Origin of the sequence: Vibrio sp. 947, assembly GCF_033339115.1 — a bacterium.
GTDB classification, from domain to species: domain Bacteria; phylum Pseudomonadota; class Gammaproteobacteria; order Enterobacterales; family Vibrionaceae; genus Vibrio; species Vibrio alginolyticus.
In genome coordinates this window covers 123,856-142,370 of sequence record NZ_JAWOTX010000001.1, presented here as the reverse complement: position 1 = coordinate 142,370, position 18,515 = coordinate 123,856, and the positions used below count along the sequence as shown (strand labels likewise).

The window sequence follows — 18,515 nt, the reverse complement described above, 5'->3', positions numbered from 1 at the left end:
TTGATGAAACGACTCACTAACTTAGTACTGGTCCCTGATTGAGTGTGGAATCATCTTTTAGTGAGGATGTTGAAGCAATAGGCTCGGAAACCACTGTTTTGCTTTCAACAAGCGGTTCAACAGGACCATCAAGTTTCTCTTGCTCTGGGTGAACATGCTCTGGAAGCATTGCCCATGGCTTAGGTTCGCGTCGAATACTATGAAACAGCGTTAAGCTCATCACCGCGATAAAAATGGCGATAGGGAAACCGGCAATAATGGAGGCCGTTTGCATTGCTTTTAACCCTCCTGCGTATAGAAGTACTCCCGCAATGGCTGCGATCATGATCCCCCACAATACGCGTATAGAGGTGGGAGGCTCACTGTGCCCAGCGGCATCGAGGGTACATAGAACCAAGGTACCCGAGTCTGCGGAGGTAATGAAATAAGTACCGAGTAATAGACACGCAAGCACGCTAAGTAGTTTACCAAACATACCTGTATCTAGATTGTCGAATAGCGTAAACAAAGCGCGTGTCGTATCGGCTTTAGTCGCTTCAAGAATCGGGCCGCCAGAAAAATCCGCAGGTGGTGTTTGTTTGGCTTCTTGTGCCGCAGTGACTTGCTCTTGATGAGCAACACGAGCGTCTTGCTCTACCTTCAACGCTGCACCACCAAATACTGAAATCCATAAAAACGTGATCAGCGTGGGTACGATGAGAGCACCGCCGATAAGTTCACGTATTGTGCGTCCTTTAGAGATACGAGCCACAAACATGCCAACGAAAGGTGCCCAAGTCATCCACCAAGGCCAGTAATAAGCCGTCCACCAGTTTTGCCAGCCAGAGTCATTCTGTGCATCGCTCCATAAGCTCATACCGACAATGTTTTGTGCATAAAGCCCTGTGCTTTCAAGTAGCGTATTTAAGATATAGCGAGTTGGACCAATGTAAAGTACGACTAGCACGAGTGCGAGTGAAAGCAGCATGTTCCATTCTGATAAACGGCGAATACCTTTTCCTACACCAGATAGCACCGACGCAACCGCACAAGTACAAAGGGAAACGATAATAAAGAGTTGAATCCCCAAACTAATTTCTAGACCAAAGGCTTGATTCAAACCAGAGTTTATTTGGATAACTCCCATCCCCAAGGTTTGAGAGATACCGAAAGCAGTCACCGCGACTGTTAGGATATCAACCGTGTGCCCGATAGGCCCATAAATACGATCACCAATCAAAGGGTACAAGATAGAGCGTAGGGTAAAAGGCAGATCTTTACGGTAGGAAAAGTAAGCTAATGCGAGTGCAACAATGATAAAGACAGACCAAGGATGTAGACCCCAGTGAAAGAATGTCAGTTTCATTGATGTTGTTGCGGCTTCATTGGTCAGGCCTTGAGTAAATGGGTTGTCAGCGTAATGCCACATCGGTTCGGCGACCGACCAGAAAATCAAGCCTATCCCCATGCCTCCGGAAAAAAGCATGGATACCCAAGACAAATAACTAAACTCTGGTTTTTCGTCATCTTTACTCAAACGAATATGCCCATATCGACTAACCATAAGGTAAAGAAGAAAACCGACAACGAGTGAAACAAGTCCGATGTAAAACCACTTCATATTCTGTAGCAAAATGCCAGAAATCGTTTCGAAGTATTGGCCCGCTTGATTGGCGAGAATGGCGCAGAAAAGTACAAAACCGATAACGACGATCTTTGATGCGATTGTCACAGTCGGATTGAGTCCTTTCAATATCCCAGATGTTGCTCTCATAGGCATCCCTCACAGTGCGTTTGTTTTAACGTTATTGTTTGTTGCGTTATTGTTAATTTTTGAAAGAGAGTAGAGAGAGGGCTTTTGTGTTTCAACTGATTAATACTCATCGGTTAATGAGTATTAATCATGACAAGAAGATCATTGTTAATTAAAAGGTTATTTTTTTGTTCGAGATCAATGCATGAATGACAAAAACTCATCCAGGCCCGGCGAAAAAGTCGTTTGTTTGTTGCCGGGTTGTTAATCACAATTATCTCCACTAACACAACACGATGTTGTACGCACTGGATGCAACTCGACTCTCGGAGATAAGAATATGAGCAATGTCAACCAAACCATTATTCCTGTTGAACTTGTTGATAATGTACTGAACCCAATCAGTGAAGCAACAGGAATGCCGAATCAGGCCTACACCAGCGAAGAGTATTTTACTTTTGAGCGTGATCAGGTGTTTGGTAACACTTGGGTATGTATTGGTTTTGCATCAGACCTGCTTAAAAATGGTTATGTAATGCCACTTGATTTCATGAATCTTCCACTACTCATGATGAGAAATCGTCAAGGTGAAGTCCAAGTCTTCCACAACGTGTGTAGCCACCGAGGTATGAAGCTGGTTCATGAGGCAGGCGAAGTTCAAGGCATGATTCGCTGTCCTTACCATTCATGGACGTACGATCTTGACGGCAATCTAAAAGGCACACCACACATTGGTGGTATCGCAAAACACAAAGATGACCGATTTAAGTGTGAAAAACATGGCCTTAAGCCACTTCGTTCAGCCGTTTGGATGGACATGGTGTTCGTCAACTTATCGGGCAATGCAGAAAGCTTTGAAGAGCATATCGCGCCGCTAGAGCAACGTTGGCAGCAATTCTTAGGTGAAGAAGGATTAGGGCTTCTTCGCCGCGTGAACATGGGTGGCAACCTAGAGATAGAAGTGAAAAGTAACTGGAAGCTTGCCGTAGAAAACTACTGTGAAGCTTACCACTTACCTTGGGTGCATCCGAGTTTGAACAGTTATTCTCGCCTAGAGGATCACTACAACATCATGTTTGCAGAGCGTTTTGCTGGCCAAGGTAGTCTCGCATACAACCTCTCTGATACTGCAGGAACACACTTACCTAAATTTCCAAGCTGGCCAGAAGATAAACTGCGTCATGCAGAATACGTTGCACTCTTTCCAAACGTGTTGCTTGGTATTCAAGCCGATCATGCCTTTGCGATGATGATTGAACCAATCACTGCGAATAAGAGTGTTGAGCACCTACGTGTTTTCTATGTGGGTGATGAAGCAACGAAAGATGAGTTCGCTGCGTGCCGTACTGCTACCGTTGAGTCATGGCGAGTCGTATTCGGCGAAGATATTGGAGCGGTCGAGGGCATGCAGGAAGGTCGTTACTCACCTGGCTTTGGTGGTGGTGTGTTCTCACCAGAAATGGATGTTCCGACGCATTTCTTTCAAACCTGGTTGGCAAAGCAAGTGAAAGCGGCACTGGAGCAGTAATATGATGCATTACCTTAATTATATTGATGGTGAGTGGTGCGATTCAGAGCAAGCGCTGACCGTCATGAACCCTGGCACAGCCGAAGCGTATGCGACGGTTGCAGAAGCCACTATCACCGATGCCGACCGCGCAATGGCAGCGGCACGTCGAGTAGTCAATCAAGGCGTTCTTTCGGACGTTCGTCCAGCCGTCAGAACCGAGTGGATGTTAAAAGCCGCCGCGGCTATTCGTGAAATGGTTGATGAAGGTGGGTTAGTTGCCTGCCGTGAAAATGGGAAATCTTTGCAAGATGCCAAAGATGAGTTTTTAGAATCGGCACGTTACTTCGAATACTACGCTGGCATGGCCGACAAGCTGGAAGGCACGTCAATTCCGTTGGGTAAAGATTATGTCGATTTCACCCAATATGTGCCGTTTGGTGTGTCAGTGCAGATTGTGCCGTGGAATTTCCCAGTTTCTATTTGTGCACGCTCATTAGCACCTGCATTAGCTGCTGGTAACGCAGTGGTGATCAAATCGCCAGAGATTTCCCCACTCGCTATGACGTTGTTGATTAAAGCGATTGAAAAAGCGGGTTTCCCAAAAGGCGCGATTAACTTGCTATGTGGCAAAGGCTCCGTAGTTGGCAGCCACTTGGTGCAGCATCAAGACGTTGATCAAATTGTCTTTACAGGTTCTGTGCCGACCGGCCAACGCATACTGAAAGATTCAGCGCAACGCGCCACACCATCTGTGATGGAGCTGGGTGGTAAATCGGCCGCTATCGCACTGAAAGATGTGAGTCTCGAAACGCTTTTACAAAGCGTTCAAGTCGGTATTTTCTTTAACGCTGGTCAAGTTTGTTCGGCAATGTCTCGTTTGCTAATTCAAAAAGAGCGTTATGAAGAAGTAAAAGCGGCGGTAGTGAAAATGGCGCAAGACCTAACCATTGGTCAAGGTGAAAGCCAGCCGGATATAACACCGTTGGTATCGGCTGATCAACAAGCGCGCGTGCTTGAAATGATAGAACAAGCAAAAGCCGACGGCGCGAACATCCTAACGGGTGGATACGCCCCTGATTTGTCGGGTTACTTTGTCGCTCCAACAGTGATTGAAGCCTCACCAGATATGCGTATTGCTCAAGAAGAAGTGTTTGGTCCTGTACTGGTAATTACACCGTTTGAAACCGAGCAAGAGGCCGTTGAAATCGCGAATGGCACCGATTTTGGCCTGGTCGCTGGTGTCTTTGGTGAAAGCCTAAACCAAACATTGCGTGTGGCACAGCAACTGCGTGGTGGACAAGTGTTCATCAATGAATGGTTTGCTGGTGGCATCGAAACACCATTTGGTGGCGTGGGCTTGTCCGGGTTTGGGCGAGAAAAAGGACAAGAAGCGATTTATAGCTACGTCCAGACACGCAATATTGCCATTCGTTTGCAGCAAGACAGCAACGTATAGCTACCGTGTAACTGTATTTTCATCACCTCATACCGGCTTGGATTTCAGACCACAAGCTAGGGCGAGGTTGATGGAATCACAACAAATCTGACAGCGGTTTGTAAACACGGAAATTCTGAACAAGGTAGTTGGAGTATAAGTGATGAGAAAGTGGCTCTGTATTATTTGCGGCTTAATCTATGATGAAGCACAAGGTTGGCCATCCGATGGTATTGCACCAGGAACAGCATGGGAAGATGTACCGGATGACTGGTTATGTCCTGACTGTTTAGTGGGTAAGGCCGATTTTGAAATGATCGAAATCACCGACGATGCGCCACTAGAAGAGGTTGCAGCGGTGTCTTCGGCGTCGGTAGAAGCGTCTGTTCAGCCAAATACTGCTCAGCCTCTTCCATCTGAAGTTACTCAACCTGTATTCTCAAATGACCCTATCGTTATCATCGGTAGTGGCCACAGTGGTTACCAGTTGGCGGCGGCACTTAGAGCGCAATCTGAGACGGTTCCGATCACTGTCTTTACCGCTGATGATGGCGCTTTGTACAGCAAACCAGCATTGTCTAATGCACTGGTCATGAATAAAGACGGCGACGCGCTACAAAGTGAGAGCGCGTTGGAGTGGGAAAGCCGTCTCAATATCCGAGTTTACCCGCATACCCGTGTTGAACAGATCGATCGTGCCAATTCAACGTTACATACCTCCATCGGTAAATACGCCTACAGCCGCTTGGTACTGGCAACAGGTGCATCACCGATTGAAATCCCAATTGAGGGCGATCGCTCTTGGGTTATGAGTGTGAACGACTTAGTTGATTACCGCCGTTTCAGAGCGGAGCTGCAAGACAAAAAGCGCATCGCGATCCTAGGTGATGGCTTAATTGGCTGTGAGTTCGCAAATGATCTGATCGAAAGCGGTTATGAAGTAACAGTTATCGGGTTGGGTCAATGGCCAATGGAGCGTTTGATCCCGCAACAGTTGGGTGAATCATTACAAAGCGCACTTGCCGATCGAGGCGTGCAATGGGCTCTACAAGACAGTATCGCCAGAATCGAGCCAAGGTCCGAATCAAGCGCGGTTTTGCATCTAAACAGTGGCAAGCAGATTGAAGCAGACCTAGTGCTAAGCGCGGTTGGACTCAAGCCAAATGTTTCTCTGGCTGAGCAAGCAGGGCTCGAAGTGGGCCGCGGCATTAAAGTGAATCAATTCGGCCAGACGAGTGATGAGAATATTTACTCGCTAGGTGATTGTGTTGAAACTGATCACGGGTGGCAGCCCTATATTGCGCCGATTAATCAAATGATCCCTTCTGTAGCGAAAAGCTTGCTAGGCGATGTCGCCTCTATCTCGTTAACACCAACTCCAGTGATTGTAAAAACGCCGATTCTTCCACTCACGATTTTCCCGGTAGCCGCTGAAGAACAGGGACAATGGTACATCGAGAACCAAGCAGATGAATTGACCGCTGCGTTTTATTCACCAGAAGGAGCAATGCTCGGTTTTGCGTTGCTAGGAAGAAAAGTACAGTCATTACGCGGCCCTTGGCTAGATCAATTGTCATTGAAACTGTCAGCAGCGTAGCGGAGAAAAAAGATGATTCATTTACCCAATGATGACGTGACGTGTGGTTGGTATCATGCGTTGCCAAGTATTCCAGAAAAATCGGCGTTAAAAGGTAAACAAAGTGCTGACTATGCCGTGTTAGGTGCCGGTTTCGCAGGCCTAGCTATGGCAAGACGTTTAGCTGAACTTATGCCTAATGCACGAATTATACTGATTGATGCGCAACGTATCGGCCAAGGGGCTTCAGGAAGAAATTCGGGCTTTGTTATCGATTTGCCTCATAAGTTTTCACTTGAGCATCCCGACCCTGAGCACAAGCAAAAGTTATTATCACTCAACCGTTCTGCGATTGCTCAGCTAAACACTTTAGTGTCGAAGCACAGTATTTCTTGTCAGTGGTCAGCAAAGGGCAAATATCAAGGAGCCGTAGGGGCGCGCGGTGAAGCATATCTCGATCACTTTGAGCACCTAATGAAAGACCTTGGCGAACCATACTTCCATGTTAATGGCAGTGAGCTTGCGAAAGTCTTAGGGACAAATTACTACAGCCGCGCAATTTACACGCCAGGTGGTTATTTAATGCAACCTGCTGCTCTGGTGCGTGGGCTAGGGGAAAGCCTTCCAGAGAATGTCGAGGTGTTAGAAAACTCGCCAATCCGCAAGCTCAGTAAAGAAAACGGTTGCTGGGTATTACATGGAGATAGTGGCTCTGTTGAAACCCCTGAACTGCTGCTTGGGACCAGCATTTTTACTCGGGAGTTTGGTTATCTTAAAAACAGACTACTTCCAGTGATGACGTTTGCAAGCTGGACGCGTCCATTAACCGACGCAGAAATGCAACGATACGGAGGTGAGCTGAATTGGGGGTTAACTCCAGCTGATCATGCGGGAACGACGTTACGTATGACCGCCGATCGACGTATTTTGATCCGCAATACTTACAAACACGTGCCGAAATATGGCTCAAGCATGAACGATAAAGTCAGAGAACAAATTCGCGACGATCATCGTCAGGTCTTTCTGGCGCGTTATCCCGAGCTGGCCGACGTACCATTTACTCACACATGGGGTGGGGTGTATGCAATCTCTCGTAACTTTACTAACTTTTTCGGTCAATTAGATGAAGGTGTTTATGCCAGCGCTTGTGACAATGGTGTTGGTGCTGCGTGGGGAACCATTTCTGGAACACTGTTAGCTGACTATGTCGTTGGTGCGACATCTAAATCATTGGATGACATACAGCAAGTGACAGGAATGCCTTGTTTGAATCCGCCAGAGCCTTTTTTAGGTTTGGGAGTAAAAACGCGTATCCAATTAGCAAAATGGCAAAGCCGGAGTGAATTATGAAGCCAGTCAAACTTGTTGATAGTAAAAGTCTAGATTTCAATGTTCGTGGTGATACGCCGGGAATGGCGTATGTTGCCAGGGCGTTAAGCCCAGAAATTTCACCAAACATAGGCGTAGGCTTTGCTAAATGGGAAGGCGCTAAAGTGGCTTGGACAGTGCTTTATGATGAGGTTATTTTCGTGATTGAAGGCTGTTTCGAGCTGACCGCAAATGGTGAAACACATTTTGTGCACCCAGGTCAGATGCTGTGGATACCGGAAGGGACTGAATTGGTTTATGGTGGGCATGCTCTGTTCGGCTATGTGGTTCATCCAGGAAACTGGAAAGAGTTACATGGTATTGAATGACTTTTATCATTTAGTAGTGTTTCGGAAAGGCAAAACAAAAATCCGATTTTTACCCATGAGTTTTCGTAAAAGAACTTAATCTCAGTGGAGCAAGGGTTTCTTACTTGCTATGTTTCTTGGTCACGTTTCCAGACGTGTTAGACCTTTCTCAATTGCTATTTTATCTATCAAAAAGGGAAGCCTTGGCTTCCCTATAATGAGTCTTCTTTTGGCTTGGCTGAATCTTTTATTTTAGCTCAAATTTACCCTGCATGATTGCCCAGTGACCCGGGAACGAACAGAAGAATGAATAGTCACCGCCGGCTTTCATTTTCTCAGTACTGAACGTAATGCTGGTGCTTTCACCGCCACCAATTACTTTTGTGTGAGCGTAGACGCGATCATCATTTGGTTTTACGTAGTTATTTTCTGCTCCAGCTGCCATGCCATCAGTACCGACTGCTTGTAGGTTGGCTGTGTCAGAGATGACCACGTTGTGACCCATCGATTGCGCTGGCATCTTACCTGTGTGATTCAGCGTTAGTTTTACCTCTTTACAAGTGGCTGGTACGCTCAATGTTTTAGTAGAAAACTGCATCATATCGTTAGCATCTAATGACACTTCACACTCGGCACTGGCTTGGGCACCAAAGCTCATTCCTACTAATGCGAAGGTTGTTGCTAATAAACGTAAAGACATATAACACTCTCCATTTTGTATTTTAGGCTGACTTGGATTGATCTTATCCAATAGTTCTCATTATCAGCCAATTTTTACTCCAAAAACGTGCTTCAATCGGTATATTGACGTTTTGTTGCAAGCTTGTACTGGTCAGTTCCGCTATTTGATCACTCAAATGCCTTATTTCATGCGATTGCGTGAGTTAAATCAAAAGTCGTGATTAGCCAGAGTTAAGGTGAAATTAATCTCGCTAAACGGGTGGCAGAATCGTTTGGTTTTAAGGTATTGGAGAGGTTTCGAGAAAGAAGCTCAGCTAGATTGCTGAGCTTCTAGAGAACAGATGACAAGTAAACCTAGCGAGTTTGTTTTAACGTGTGCAGCACATCATGCAGTGAAGGTGCGACAGTATGGCCTAATTGCTTTATTTCGTCACAAGGCTCAACCAAATCAGGAATTTGATAAGTGATCATGTTCGCTGCTACCGCAGCACGCACGCCATTATTTGAATCTTCAAAGGCGAGACATTTGGTTGGATCTACGCTTAGACGACTTGCTGCAAGCAGGTAGATCTCTGGATCAGGTTTGCCGTGTGACACTTCACAGCCCGTCGTTAAGTTGTCGAAATACTTGCTTAGGCCCACTAATTCCAACTTCTTCTGTGCCACTTCTTTTGCTGTAGAAGTGGCGACTGCAATTGGCAACCCTTGGCTTTTCAACCACTCAAGCAGCTCAATCACCCCTTCTTTTACTGGTATCGCTTGGTGCTTAACCACAGCGTCGTAACGGTCGCGCCACTCTTGGTGTAAGCGGTCAAGATCATCCCCATAAGCTTTACGAAAAATCACTTCAATGCCCGCTGCATTGCGACCAATGATTGAAAGATAAACATCTTTATAGAAGGGTAGGTTCTGGGCTTCACATGCTTCTTGGAAAATATGCATACAGACGCGCTCAGTATCAAGGAGCAAACCATCCATATCAAAAATAGCAGCTTGGTAGTTCATTACATTAAGACTTTTTGGTTGGGATGGCGCATTTTGACACAAGCAGATCGGTTTTTCTTCTAAAAATTAGAACTTGATTTTGATCCTATGAGTTCACATTGCCTCTGAACACACTATACACAGAGTCTATAAACTAGGTGTGAAATATAATGTTTTTAAAATTAGAAAAATTTCAGTTAAATAGATAAAACTCTATCTTAATATAAGCTAGAGTTTTATTAATATTCTATTGTTATTTTAACTATTGGATAATTTATTAATAGTTGAAATTAATAATAAAATAATACCAAGTCACGATTGTTTACGACTGCATGAGTGTACCAGCTCTTGACTTCAGATATTTGTTGCTCTGATAAGCCTCCGAAGTCAACGTTATCTTGGTGAATATCTTGATTTTTTATCATAAAAACAACAGGGAAATCGTCAGGGAATGGGAATTTTATAGGATAATCGGTATTAGTGAATGGAATATCGCAGAAATCGTTTACATCGCAAGGATACCAAGAGTTATTGGATAAGTAATAACCAGTTATCTTACATATAGCTTCAAGCAAGTAAGCATAGGCGTAACCTAAGTGACTGTATTTTATCTCTTCAGACAACATTTGCATAAGAAGCTCTTCAGCTCGGATGCTTTCGCCACTACTTTCCAGCATTTCATTAATCACTTTAAAGGAGTCTTGACACCTTTCCATGATGGCTTTTTCTAGCTCTGGATTACGCTCATTCTTTAGTACGTTAAAAACCTTTTCAGTATCTAATGAATATACTGTCGCCCCATATCCCATATTTTATTCTCCTCACTTTTATACAGTTAAATTCATTTAAGTGTTTTTATCGAAGGGATTATATTTTGATGTTTTTTGAAGGTAAAGTGTATATATAGAGGTTGTATTTATTATGATGAACTTTGAAAGTTTAAATTCTTAAAATAAATACTATATATTTAATTTTATTAGATCTAGCTCATAAAAATACCTTAACTATTATTGTGTTTATTGTTAAGGGTTATTAAATCTGTGAGGTGGTTCAAGACAATAAAATTTAGAAGAAAATACCGTCAAACTTAGGTGGCTATTCTATCTGAGCACTCAGCTCACTACTTATGGTGGGCTGAGTGCGCGGTTGGGCATCAGGCACATTATTTGGCGATGAATATGCCATATTAGGTGATATTCGTTAGTGTCTATTTTATCCCTAGGCGTTTTGCTAACCGGTGTAAATTACCGTTATCTAATTCAAGCTGACGTGCCGTTGCTGCCCAGTTGCCTTGGTTTTCTTCCAGTGCTCGAACAATCATCGCTTTTTGGAAGGCGTCTGTGGCAGGCTTTAATCCACCTTCTGGTAGCTCAAGCCGAGAGTTTTGCTCCGTTTCTTCAACGTTCTTGATGTTCTGATTCGGCGTTCGAATATCAAAATCTTGCTCAACCAACTCAATGTCCATGGCGTGAGTACGTGCTTTTGCCAAAACACCGGCACGTTTAATTACATGCTCAAGCTCTCGCACGTTGCCTGGCCATGAATAGTCTTTGAGTGCTTGCACTAAAGTGGGGGACAAACGAATGCTGTTCAATCCCAATTTGCTTCTTAAGCGTTCGGCAAAAAAGCCTGCGAGTAATACCACATCGTCTTCACGTTCACGAAGAGGTGGAACATGAAGCGGGAAGACACTTAAACGATGATACAAGTCGGCTCGGAAGCGACCAGCAGTCACTTCTTCATGCAATATACGGTTTGTGGCGGCGACGATGCGTGTGTTGACTCGAATATGGCGGTCATCACCCACACGTTGAATGTCTCCATATTGTAGAGCTCGAAGTAACTTGGCTTGCAGCTCTAACGACAGTTCGCCGACTTCATCCAAAAATAGTGTGCCGCCATCGGCTTGTTCGAACTTACCTTTACGATTGCTGATTGCGCCCGTAAATGCGCCTTTGATATGTCCGAACAACTCGCTTTCCGCGACCGATTCGGGCAGCGCTGCACAGTTGAGGTAAACCAAGGTATTGTTCGAGCGGCTAGAACGATGGTGAATAGCGCTGGCAACCAACTCTTTACCTACGCCCGTTTCGCCCATGACCAGCACGGACAATTCCGTATCGGCGACTGCATCAATCTGCTCTTGAAGATTCTTCATTCCCTGAGAGTTGCCAATGATTTCGTTGCTCAAGGTGCGTTTCTCAGCGTAAGAGTCACGTGGCAGGCTCGCTTGTGTCTCTAGTTGTTCTAGTAGGAGTGCAGTGTGTAGGCCACCTGCTGCCAACGCGCTGACAAAACGTAACTCTTGGTTGCGTAGCCCATCAAATTGATTGGGGTCGAAGGCGTCAATCGTAATGGCACCAATCAGTTGATCGTCGATCAGCAGAGGTAAACCAATGCAGGAATGGACATGCAGTTTGTCATCGTGGTTTGGAATCAAGCCATCGTATGGATCAGGTAAGTCGCTGTCGGAGGGAAAGCGCACGATATCGCCTGCTCGGGCAATGGCTTCTAATCTTGGGTGCTGCTCAATGGAAAAACGGCGTCCAAGCACTTCTTTCGCCAATCCATTGATCGCTAAAGGTTTAAAGTGCTGGTCTTCATACAAAAGAAGGGCAGAAGAGTCACACTTCAATACATCTCGAATCGTGGTTAATAACGTATCGAAGCGAGCCTGTTGAGTGAGCGCCGAGTTAAGGTCTTGCGTGATGTGTAGCCATTGTGCGATTAAAGAAGTCATAGCCAATACCAGTTGTGTCAATATGACTATTGTAGTGTCTTAATGACAATTTTCAACTGTGTCTAAATGACACTTGTTAAAGTTGATTTTTAATTAAGGTTTTGAAATATATAGTAATTAAAAGTTGGCACGCCCAGTGCAATACAAGAAGAAATTATTTTTGTTTATCCCGTCATTCAAGGTAGTAATTATGACAATTCACGTAAAAAACAACATTCACTGGGTAGGTCAACGCGATTGGGAAGTTCAAGACTTCCACGGTACAGAATACAAAATGACAAAAGGTACCAGCTACAACAGTTATCTAATTCGTGAAGAGAAAACCGTATTGGTTGATACGGTCGATCATCGATTCAGTCAACAATTCATCCAAAATTTAGAAATGGAAATCGACCTTAAGTCTATCGACTTTATCGTAGTAAACCATGCTGAAGAAGATCACTCAGGCGCATTGTCGGCATTGATGGAGAAGATTCCGAACACGCCAATTTACTGTACAGAAGCGGCGATTGATTCGATTGTGGGTCATCATCACCATCCTGAGTGGAACTTCAAAACCGTAAAAACGGGCGATAGCATTGATATTGGTAACGGTAAGCAATTGGTCTTCGTGGAAGCGCCGATGCTGCATTGGCCGGACAGTATGATGACTTACCTAACGGGCGATGCAGTGTTATTCAGTAACGACGCATTTGGTCAGCACTACTGCGATGAACGCTTATTCAATGATGAAGTGGATCAAAATGAGTTGATGGAACAGTGTTTGCGTTACTACTCAAACATCTTAACGCCATTCAGCAGCTTGGTAACCGCTAAAATCAAAGAAGTGCTGAGCTTCAATTTGCCTGTCGACATGATCGCCACGTCACACGGTATTGTATGGCGCGATAATCCGGTTCAAATCATCGAGCAATACTTAGCATGGGCAGACAATTATCAAGAAGATCGCATTACGATTTTCTACGATTCAATGTCAAACAACACTCGAATGATGGCCGATGCCATTGCGCAAGGCATTCACGATGTCGACCCTGGCGTGGCGGTCAAAGTCTTTAATGTCTCTAAGCATGATAAGAATGAAATTCTCGCCAACGTATTCCGCTCAAAAGGCATCTTGGTTGGTTCTTCTACCATGAATAACGTCATGATGCCGAAGATCGCAGGCATGCTAGAAGAAATTACCGGTCTGCGCTTTAAGGCGAAGAAAGCCGCTGCGTTCGGTAGCTACGGTTGGAACGGTGGTGCGGTGGATCGTATCCATGCTCGATTGACTGACGCAGGCTTTGAAACCGCAGTGAGCTTGAAAACAAAATGGCGACCAGATGGTAAAGCGATGCGTGAATGTCGCGAACATGGTCAGAACATCGCGAAATTGTGGGCAAAGCATGACCTGACTAGTCCTGTTCTTGCTCCGGCGATTGCTGCGTCTGCACCACAAGTTCAATCACAACCCGCTGCACAAGTAGCAACACAAGCGGTAGTAGATGCTGCTCCTAGCAACCCTAGTGCCGAGGCGCATCCTGCAGATTGCCAATGCATGGTTTGCACCGTTTGTAATTGGGTATACGACCCAGCTAAAGGCGAGCCTAATCAAGGCGTTGAACCGGGTACGGCATGGTCTGAAGTGCCAGATTACTTCTTGTGCCCAGAATGTCACTTGGGTAAAGACGTCTTTGTCGAATACAACGGGTAAGGGGGCGAATATGCAAGCACCTATTGTGATTATTGGTAGCGGCTTTGCGGCTTACCAATTGGTGAAAACAGTGCGTCGAATGGACGCACATATTCCGCTGCAAGTGTTTACTGCTGATGATGGCGCGGAATACAACAAGCCTGATTTGAGTCATGTATTCAGCAACAAGCAAACCGCCCAAGACTTGGTAGTTAAAAGTGGTGAGGCGTTCGCACAGGAACACAACATCGAACTGCTCGCCCATACCATGATTGAGCATGTCGACGTGCAAGCTCAGCAAGTGGTCGCCAACGGCCAAACCTATCCTTACTCCAAACTGGTGTTTGCGACAGGCGCGAAAGCTTTTGTGCCGCCAATATCTGGCGATGCAGCACCTGAGGTGATAACGCTGAACTCGCTACAAGAATATCAATTAGCGGAAGAGCAAATCAGCCGTGCGGAACGAATTCTAGTAATGGGTGGTGGTTTGATCGGCGTCGAGATCGCCATGGATCTCGCAACCAGTGGTAAAGCGGTTACGGTGGTTGAGCCAAATTCCCGTTTGCTCGCTAACTTGATTCCTGAATTCATCGCATTGCCGCTCGAAAACCAACTTAAGCAGCAAGGTATTCAACTTGCCTTGGAGACTGGGGTAGTTGCGATCAATCACTCAGATGATTCGCTGGTGGCAAGCTTGAGCAAAGGTAAAGCAATCGAAGCCGATGTAGTGATTTCAGCGGCGGGTTTACGTGCTAACACTTGGTTAGCGAAGGCTTGTGGGGTGAGCGTGAACAAAGGCATCGAGGTGGATGCTCGATTACAGACATCAGTAGCTAATGTATTTGCATTAGGCGATTGTGCTGAGATCCAAGGTCGAATGATGCCGTACCTCCAACCGATCGTGCTAAGTGCCAATGCTTTGGGCAAACAGCTACTAGGGCAAGAAGCAGAGCTGAAACTACCGCCTATGATGGTAAAGGTGAAAACGCCGAGCTACCCAATTCAATTGGCAGGCGATTTTAGTTCGGTGACGAACTGGATCGTGCAGATTTCTCAAACAGGCATTGCCGCTAAGGCAGAAGATGAAAATAGCCGACTTATGGGCTTCGTCGTGACGGGAGAGCAAGTTACGCAAGCATTTCCATTACTTCGAGAGTTGTCTCAAGCCGCGCAGGCTTAACCGATTTAAACGAAAAGAATTGTAATTAGAGAGGGTATCATTATGTCGCATCTACGAATTCCCAAAGACTGGACTGTTCAACGTTCAACGCCTTTCTTCACTAAAGACAATGTGCCAGCAGCGCTGCTGACTCATCACAATACCGCTGAGGGAGTGTTTGGACAGCTGTGCGTCATGGAAGGGCAAGTGACCTACTACGGCTTTGCTGATGAACACGCAACAGAAGCAGAAGTAGTGGTGGTGATTAATGCAGGCCAGTTTGCTACCAGCCCACCGCAGTACTGGCACCGTATTGAGATGAGCGATGATGCTCAGTTCAACATCAATTTCTGGTCGAATAAAGACAAGAGTGGGCAAGCGATGTTCCACGCTAAGCAGTAGTGAACCTTTGTAAGTGCTTTGACTGTTAAGCTAATCGTCAAGTAAAGGGGTGTAGAAGGCGCAATAAACGGACTGCAATGCAGGATCATCGAGACCGAGGAAAGAGAAATCACGAGTAATGATTTCAATTCTTTAGTAGCATGTTACGAAACATTTCAGTCAGGTGAACTAAGGGAAGCGTGCAATGGAAAAACAACGAGTAGCATTTATTGGTCTGGGTGTGATGGGATACCCAATGGCTGGTTACCTAAGTAAAGCGGGCTTTGAAACCAAAGTATACAACCGCACAAAAGCGAAAGCCGACAAATGGGCTGAAGAATACCAAGGCGTAGCTTGTGAAACACCACGTGAAGCGGCAGAAGGCTGTGACATCGTTTTTACCTGTGTGGGTAATGATGATGACGTTCGTAGCGTTGTTTACGGTGAAGAGGGCATTCTGGTCGGCTTGAAAGCGGACGCAGTGCTAGTCGATCACACGACCACTTCTGCAGACCTAGCGGTTGAGCTGGCTGAAGCGTGTGCTAAGTATGGTAATCACTTCATTGATGCGCCAGTTTCTGGTGGTCAAGCAGGCGCAGAAAATGGTGTTCTAACCATCATGTGTGGTGGTGAACAAAGCATTTTTGACCGTGTGTCTCCGGCGATGGATGTGTACGCGAAGCAGATGACGCTACTGGGTGAAAACGGTCAGGGTCAACGCTGTAAGATGGTAAACCAAATCTGTATTGGAGGCGTTTTACAAGGTCTGAGTGAAGCTTTGTTGCTGGCACAAAAATCAGGCTTGGACATCGCTCAAGTTGTAGAAACGCTTAAGCATGGCGCTGCAGGTTCTTGGCAGATGGAAAACCGCGCAAATACGATGGCTGAAGACAAGTTCGATTTTGGCTTCGCTATTGATTGGATGCGCAAAGACTTAGGTTTCTGTCTGCAAGAAGCTGAGCGAGTGGGTCTAGAACTTCCACTGACTAAGAAAGTGGATGAGCAATACGCAGACCTTCAACGTGATGGTTTAGGTCGCATGGATACATCAGTACTGATCAAAGCGGTAGCTAAAAATCAGTAGTTGATGAATCAGTAATAGATAAACAGTTCTTTGGTATCAAAGAGCTTAAAGAAATCTAAGTTAATCATAATGAATCTCCTTGAGCATGGTTTGTGACTTGTGATTAAGGATTAGTGATTTGAAATCAGGAGGTGCTGTAGAGCACCTCCTTTTTTCGTCTTTAAATCACGCAGTGTAATGATTGCAGCGTTCGCTTACTTGTTTAAGCCTAGTGCAATTTCAAGACCTTTGCCGTACGCTTCGTCCGCTTGGTATGCGTGTTGAACGTGGCGCTGTTGGATGAACTCTGGCACACCGTCCATTGCGCGAGCTGTGTTATCGAACAGAGTTTGACGTTGCTCTTCGCTCATCAGACGGAATAGGTCACCCGCTTGGCTGAAGTAGTCTTCGTCTACACGATGATCGTAGTGATCAGCGTTGCCATTGATGCGTAGAGGTGGCTCAGAGTAATCTGGTTGCTCTGCCCATTCTTGTTTGTAGTTTGGCTCGTAACCCAGTGTTGAACCAAAGTTGCCATCAACGCGCATTGCGCCATCACGGTGGTAGCTGTGAACAGGGCAACGAGGTGCGTTCACTGGGATTTGATGATGGTTCACACCTAGACGGTAACGCTGAGCATCGCCGTAAGCGAACAGACGACCTTGTAGCATCTTATCTGGAGAGAAGCCGATACCAGGTACAACTGCTGCTGGGTTAAACGCTGATTGCTCAACTTCTGCGTAGAAGTTTTCTGGGTTACGGTTCAGTTCGAACTCACCAACTGGGATCAGTGGGTAGTCTTTTTGAGACCATACACGTGTTAGGTCGAATGGGTTGAAGTTGACTTCATCCGCTTCTAACTCAGGCATGATCTGTACGTACATCTTCCATTTAGGGAAGTCTTGACGCTCAATCGCTTCGTAAAGGTCACGGTGATGGCTTTCGCGGTCTTTACCTACGATGGCTTCTGCTTCTTGGTCAGTCAGGTTCTTGATGCCTTGTTGAGTTTTGAAGTGGAATTTCACCCAGTAACGTTCGTTTTCTGCGTTGATGAAGCTGAATGTGTGGCTACCAAAACCATGCATATGACGGTAAGAAGCTGGGATACCACGGTCACTCATTACGATAGTCACTTGGTGGAATGCTTCTGGTAGTGATGTCCAGAAATCCCAGTTGTTGGTAGAGCTACGCATGTTAGTGCGAGGGTCGCGTTTTACTGCGTGGTTTAGGTCTGGGAATTTTAGTGGGTCACGTAGGAAGAATACTGGTGTGTTGTTACCAACCAAGTCCCAGTTACCTTCTTCAGTGTAGAATTTAAGTGCGAAACCACGGATGTCGCGTTCTGCGTCTGCAGCACCGCGCTCACCAGCTACGGTAGTGAAGCGAGCGAATAGTTCTGTTTTTTTGCCGATGTCAGAGAAGATCTTAGCGCGAGTGTATTTTGTGATGTCGTGCGTTACTGTGAACGTACCGTAAGCACCAGAACCTTTTGCGTGCATACGACGCTCTGGGATCACTTCGCGGTCAAAGTGTGCCAATTTTTCAAGGAACCAAACGTCTTGTAATAGTTGAGGGCCACGAGGACCTGCAGTCATAACGTTTTGGTTATGTGCGACAGGGCAACCTGCTGCTGTAGTCAATTTCTTGTTTGTCATTTTTCTTCCCCCTCCAGGGTTCAATACCTTAGAAACTGTAGAGGAGGTTATTACGGAAAAGCTGGGGGAGAAAACTGATATTGCTTATCAATTCAATAGATGGTGACTATGGTCGAAACTATATTAGAATCAGAAATTTACTACATTAGCTTGATTGACATAACAATCGGCGTTCTCGAAAGCGATTGACTGGGGGGGAGCGCTATCCAGTTAGCGTGTCTGCGATGCTAGTAATATCGCCCCTTAAATGA

The 18,515-nt window shown here is 45.6% G+C and carries 15 protein-coding genes and 1 pseudogene; 10 read left to right on the top strand and 6 right to left on the bottom strand.

Features of this window, described 5'->3' with window-relative positions; genetic code table 11:
• Positions 1-16: 16 nt before the first annotated feature.
• Positions 17-1,753, bottom strand: coding sequence for a BCCT family transporter (locus R7Q39_RS00630; protein WP_031778888.1), 1,737 nt, complete (start codon positions 1,751-1,753; stop codon positions 17-19).
• A gap of 319 nt (positions 1,754-2,072) precedes the next feature.
• On the opposite strand from R7Q39_RS00630, the gene R7Q39_RS00625 reads away from it, so the two are divergent.
• The 6 genes and pseudogenes from R7Q39_RS00625 (at position 2,073) to R7Q39_RS00600 (ending at position 7,950) form a co-directional block, all read left to right on the top strand.
• Entirely contained in the window at positions 2,073-3,260 is a 1,188-nt protein-coding gene (locus tag R7Q39_RS00625) for an aromatic ring-hydroxylating oxygenase subunit alpha (RefSeq protein WP_053307899.1), read from the top strand.
• Position 3,261: 1 nt separating this feature from the next.
• Positions 3,262-4,698: an aldehyde dehydrogenase family protein gene (locus tag R7Q39_RS00620; RefSeq protein WP_005385881.1), complete on the top strand. Its 1,437-nt coding sequence runs from the start codon at positions 3,262-3,264 to the stop codon at positions 4,696-4,698.
• 142 nt (positions 4,699-4,840) lie between these two features.
• Positions 4,841-5,002 (top strand): annotated as a pseudogene (locus tag R7Q39_RS00615) (rubredoxin); the annotation flags it as partial.
• A complete protein-coding gene (locus R7Q39_RS00610; protein ID WP_230849482.1) occupies positions 4,991-6,274 on the top strand; it encodes an NAD(P)/FAD-dependent oxidoreductase in 1,284 nt (427 codons plus the stop codon). The pseudogene R7Q39_RS00615 and the gene R7Q39_RS00610, both read left to right, overlap by 12 nt.
• Positions 6,275-6,286: 12 nt before the next feature.
• The gene (locus R7Q39_RS00605; RefSeq protein ID WP_005385877.1) at positions 6,287-7,603 is read left to right on the top strand and encodes an NAD(P)/FAD-dependent oxidoreductase; all 1,317 of its coding nucleotides are present in this window, start codon (positions 6,287-6,289) and stop codon (positions 7,601-7,603) included.
• Positions 7,600-7,950, top strand: a complete 351-nt coding sequence (locus R7Q39_RS00600; protein WP_017635301.1) for an ethanolamine utilization protein EutQ — start codon at positions 7,600-7,602, stop codon at positions 7,948-7,950. The genes R7Q39_RS00605 and R7Q39_RS00600 overlap by 4 nt, the downstream gene beginning before the upstream one ends.
• Before the next feature lie 226 nt (positions 7,951-8,176).
• Here the strand turns inward: R7Q39_RS00600 and azu are convergent, their stop codons facing one another.
• The 4 genes from azu to norR form a co-directional block, all read right to left on the bottom strand.
• Complete coding sequence (gene azu, locus R7Q39_RS00595; RefSeq protein WP_005375211.1) at positions 8,177-8,629, bottom strand: azurin; 453 nt, start codon at positions 8,627-8,629, stop codon at positions 8,177-8,179.
• 335 nt (positions 8,630-8,964) lie between these two features.
• Complete coding sequence (locus R7Q39_RS00590) at positions 8,965-9,615, bottom strand: HAD family hydrolase (protein WP_054701790.1); 651 nt, start codon at positions 9,613-9,615, stop codon at positions 8,965-8,967.
• 269 nt (positions 9,616-9,884) lie between these two features.
• Positions 9,885-10,403, bottom strand: coding sequence for a hypothetical protein (locus tag R7Q39_RS00585; protein WP_005375218.1), 519 nt, complete (start codon positions 10,401-10,403; stop codon positions 9,885-9,887).
• Between the two features lie 398 nt (positions 10,404-10,801).
• Positions 10,802-12,334 (bottom strand): nitric oxide reductase transcriptional regulator NorR, encoded by a 1,533-nt coding sequence (norR, locus tag R7Q39_RS00580; RefSeq protein ID WP_169628848.1) that lies wholly within the window; start codon positions 12,332-12,334, stop codon positions 10,802-10,804.
• A 190-nt stretch (positions 12,335-12,524) separates the two neighbouring features.
• On the opposite strand from norR, the gene norV reads away from it, so the two are divergent.
• The 4 genes from norV to R7Q39_RS00560 all read left to right on the top strand — a co-directional run bounded on the left by norV (position 12,525) and on the right by R7Q39_RS00560 (position 16,630).
• Positions 12,525-14,027, top strand: coding sequence for an anaerobic nitric oxide reductase flavorubredoxin (norV, locus tag R7Q39_RS00575; RefSeq protein ID WP_169628849.1), 1,503 nt, complete (start codon positions 12,525-12,527; stop codon positions 14,025-14,027).
• A 10-nt stretch (positions 14,028-14,037) separates the two neighbouring features.
• Positions 14,038-15,186, top strand: coding sequence for an NADH:flavorubredoxin reductase NorW (gene norW / locus R7Q39_RS00570; RefSeq protein WP_169628850.1), 1,149 nt, complete (start codon positions 14,038-14,040; stop codon positions 15,184-15,186).
• Positions 15,187-15,228: 42 nt separating this feature from the next.
• Complete coding sequence (locus R7Q39_RS00565; RefSeq protein ID WP_054701793.1) at positions 15,229-15,567, top strand: DUF1971 domain-containing protein; 339 nt, start codon at positions 15,229-15,231, stop codon at positions 15,565-15,567.
• Positions 15,568-15,751: 184 nt separating this feature from the next.
• The gene (locus R7Q39_RS00560; protein ID WP_005375233.1) at positions 15,752-16,630 is read left to right on the top strand and encodes an NAD(P)-dependent oxidoreductase; all 879 of its coding nucleotides are present in this window, start codon (positions 15,752-15,754) and stop codon (positions 16,628-16,630) included.
• A 194-nt stretch (positions 16,631-16,824) separates the two neighbouring features.
• On the opposite strand, the gene R7Q39_RS00555 is transcribed toward R7Q39_RS00560, so the two are convergent.
• The gene (locus R7Q39_RS00555) at positions 16,825-18,264 is read right to left on the bottom strand and encodes a catalase (protein ID WP_017821260.1); all 1,440 of its coding nucleotides are present in this window, start codon (positions 18,262-18,264) and stop codon (positions 16,825-16,827) included.
• Between the last annotated feature and the right edge of the window lie 251 nt (positions 18,265-18,515).

Excerpts from the sequence above, each read along its gene's own strand:
- R7Q39_RS00590 (WP_054701790.1), bottom strand. The coding sequence starts at position 9,615 with ATGAACTACCAAGCTGCTATTTTTGATATGGATGGTTTGCTCCTTGAT.
- norW (WP_169628850.1), top strand. The coding sequence starts at position 14,038 with ATGCAAGCACCTATTGTGATTATTGGTAGCGGCTTTGCGGCTTACCAA.
- R7Q39_RS00555 (WP_017821260.1), bottom strand. The coding sequence starts at position 18,264 with ATGACAAACAAGAAATTGACTACAGCAGCAGGTTGCCCTGTCGCACAT.
- R7Q39_RS00585 (WP_005375218.1), bottom strand. The coding sequence starts at position 10,403 with ATGGGATATGGGGCGACAGTATATTCATTAGATACTGAAAAGGTTTTT.
- R7Q39_RS00625 (WP_053307899.1), top strand. The coding sequence starts at position 2,073 with ATGAGCAATGTCAACCAAACCATTATTCCTGTTGAACTTGTTGATAAT.
- R7Q39_RS00630 (WP_031778888.1), bottom strand. The coding sequence starts at position 1,753 with ATGAGAGCAACATCTGGGATATTGAAAGGACTCAATCCGACTGTGACA.
- R7Q39_RS00620 (WP_005385881.1), top strand. The coding sequence starts at position 3,262 with ATGATGCATTACCTTAATTATATTGATGGTGAGTGGTGCGATTCAGAG.
- R7Q39_RS00610 (WP_230849482.1), top strand. The coding sequence starts at position 4,991 with ATGATCGAAATCACCGACGATGCGCCACTAGAAGAGGTTGCAGCGGTG.
- R7Q39_RS00565 (WP_054701793.1), top strand. The coding sequence starts at position 15,229 with ATGTCGCATCTACGAATTCCCAAAGACTGGACTGTTCAACGTTCAACG.
- azu (WP_005375211.1), bottom strand. The coding sequence starts at position 8,629 with ATGTCTTTACGTTTATTAGCAACAACCTTCGCATTAGTAGGAATGAGC.
- norV (WP_169628849.1), top strand. The coding sequence starts at position 12,525 with ATGACAATTCACGTAAAAAACAACATTCACTGGGTAGGTCAACGCGAT.
- norR (WP_169628848.1), bottom strand. The coding sequence starts at position 12,334 with ATGACTTCTTTAATCGCACAATGGCTACACATCACGCAAGACCTTAAC.
- R7Q39_RS00605 (WP_005385877.1), top strand. The coding sequence starts at position 6,287 with ATGATTCATTTACCCAATGATGACGTGACGTGTGGTTGGTATCATGCG.
- R7Q39_RS00560 (WP_005375233.1), top strand. The coding sequence starts at position 15,752 with ATGGAAAAACAACGAGTAGCATTTATTGGTCTGGGTGTGATGGGATAC.
- R7Q39_RS00600 (WP_017635301.1), top strand. The coding sequence starts at position 7,600 with ATGAAGCCAGTCAAACTTGTTGATAGTAAAAGTCTAGATTTCAATGTT.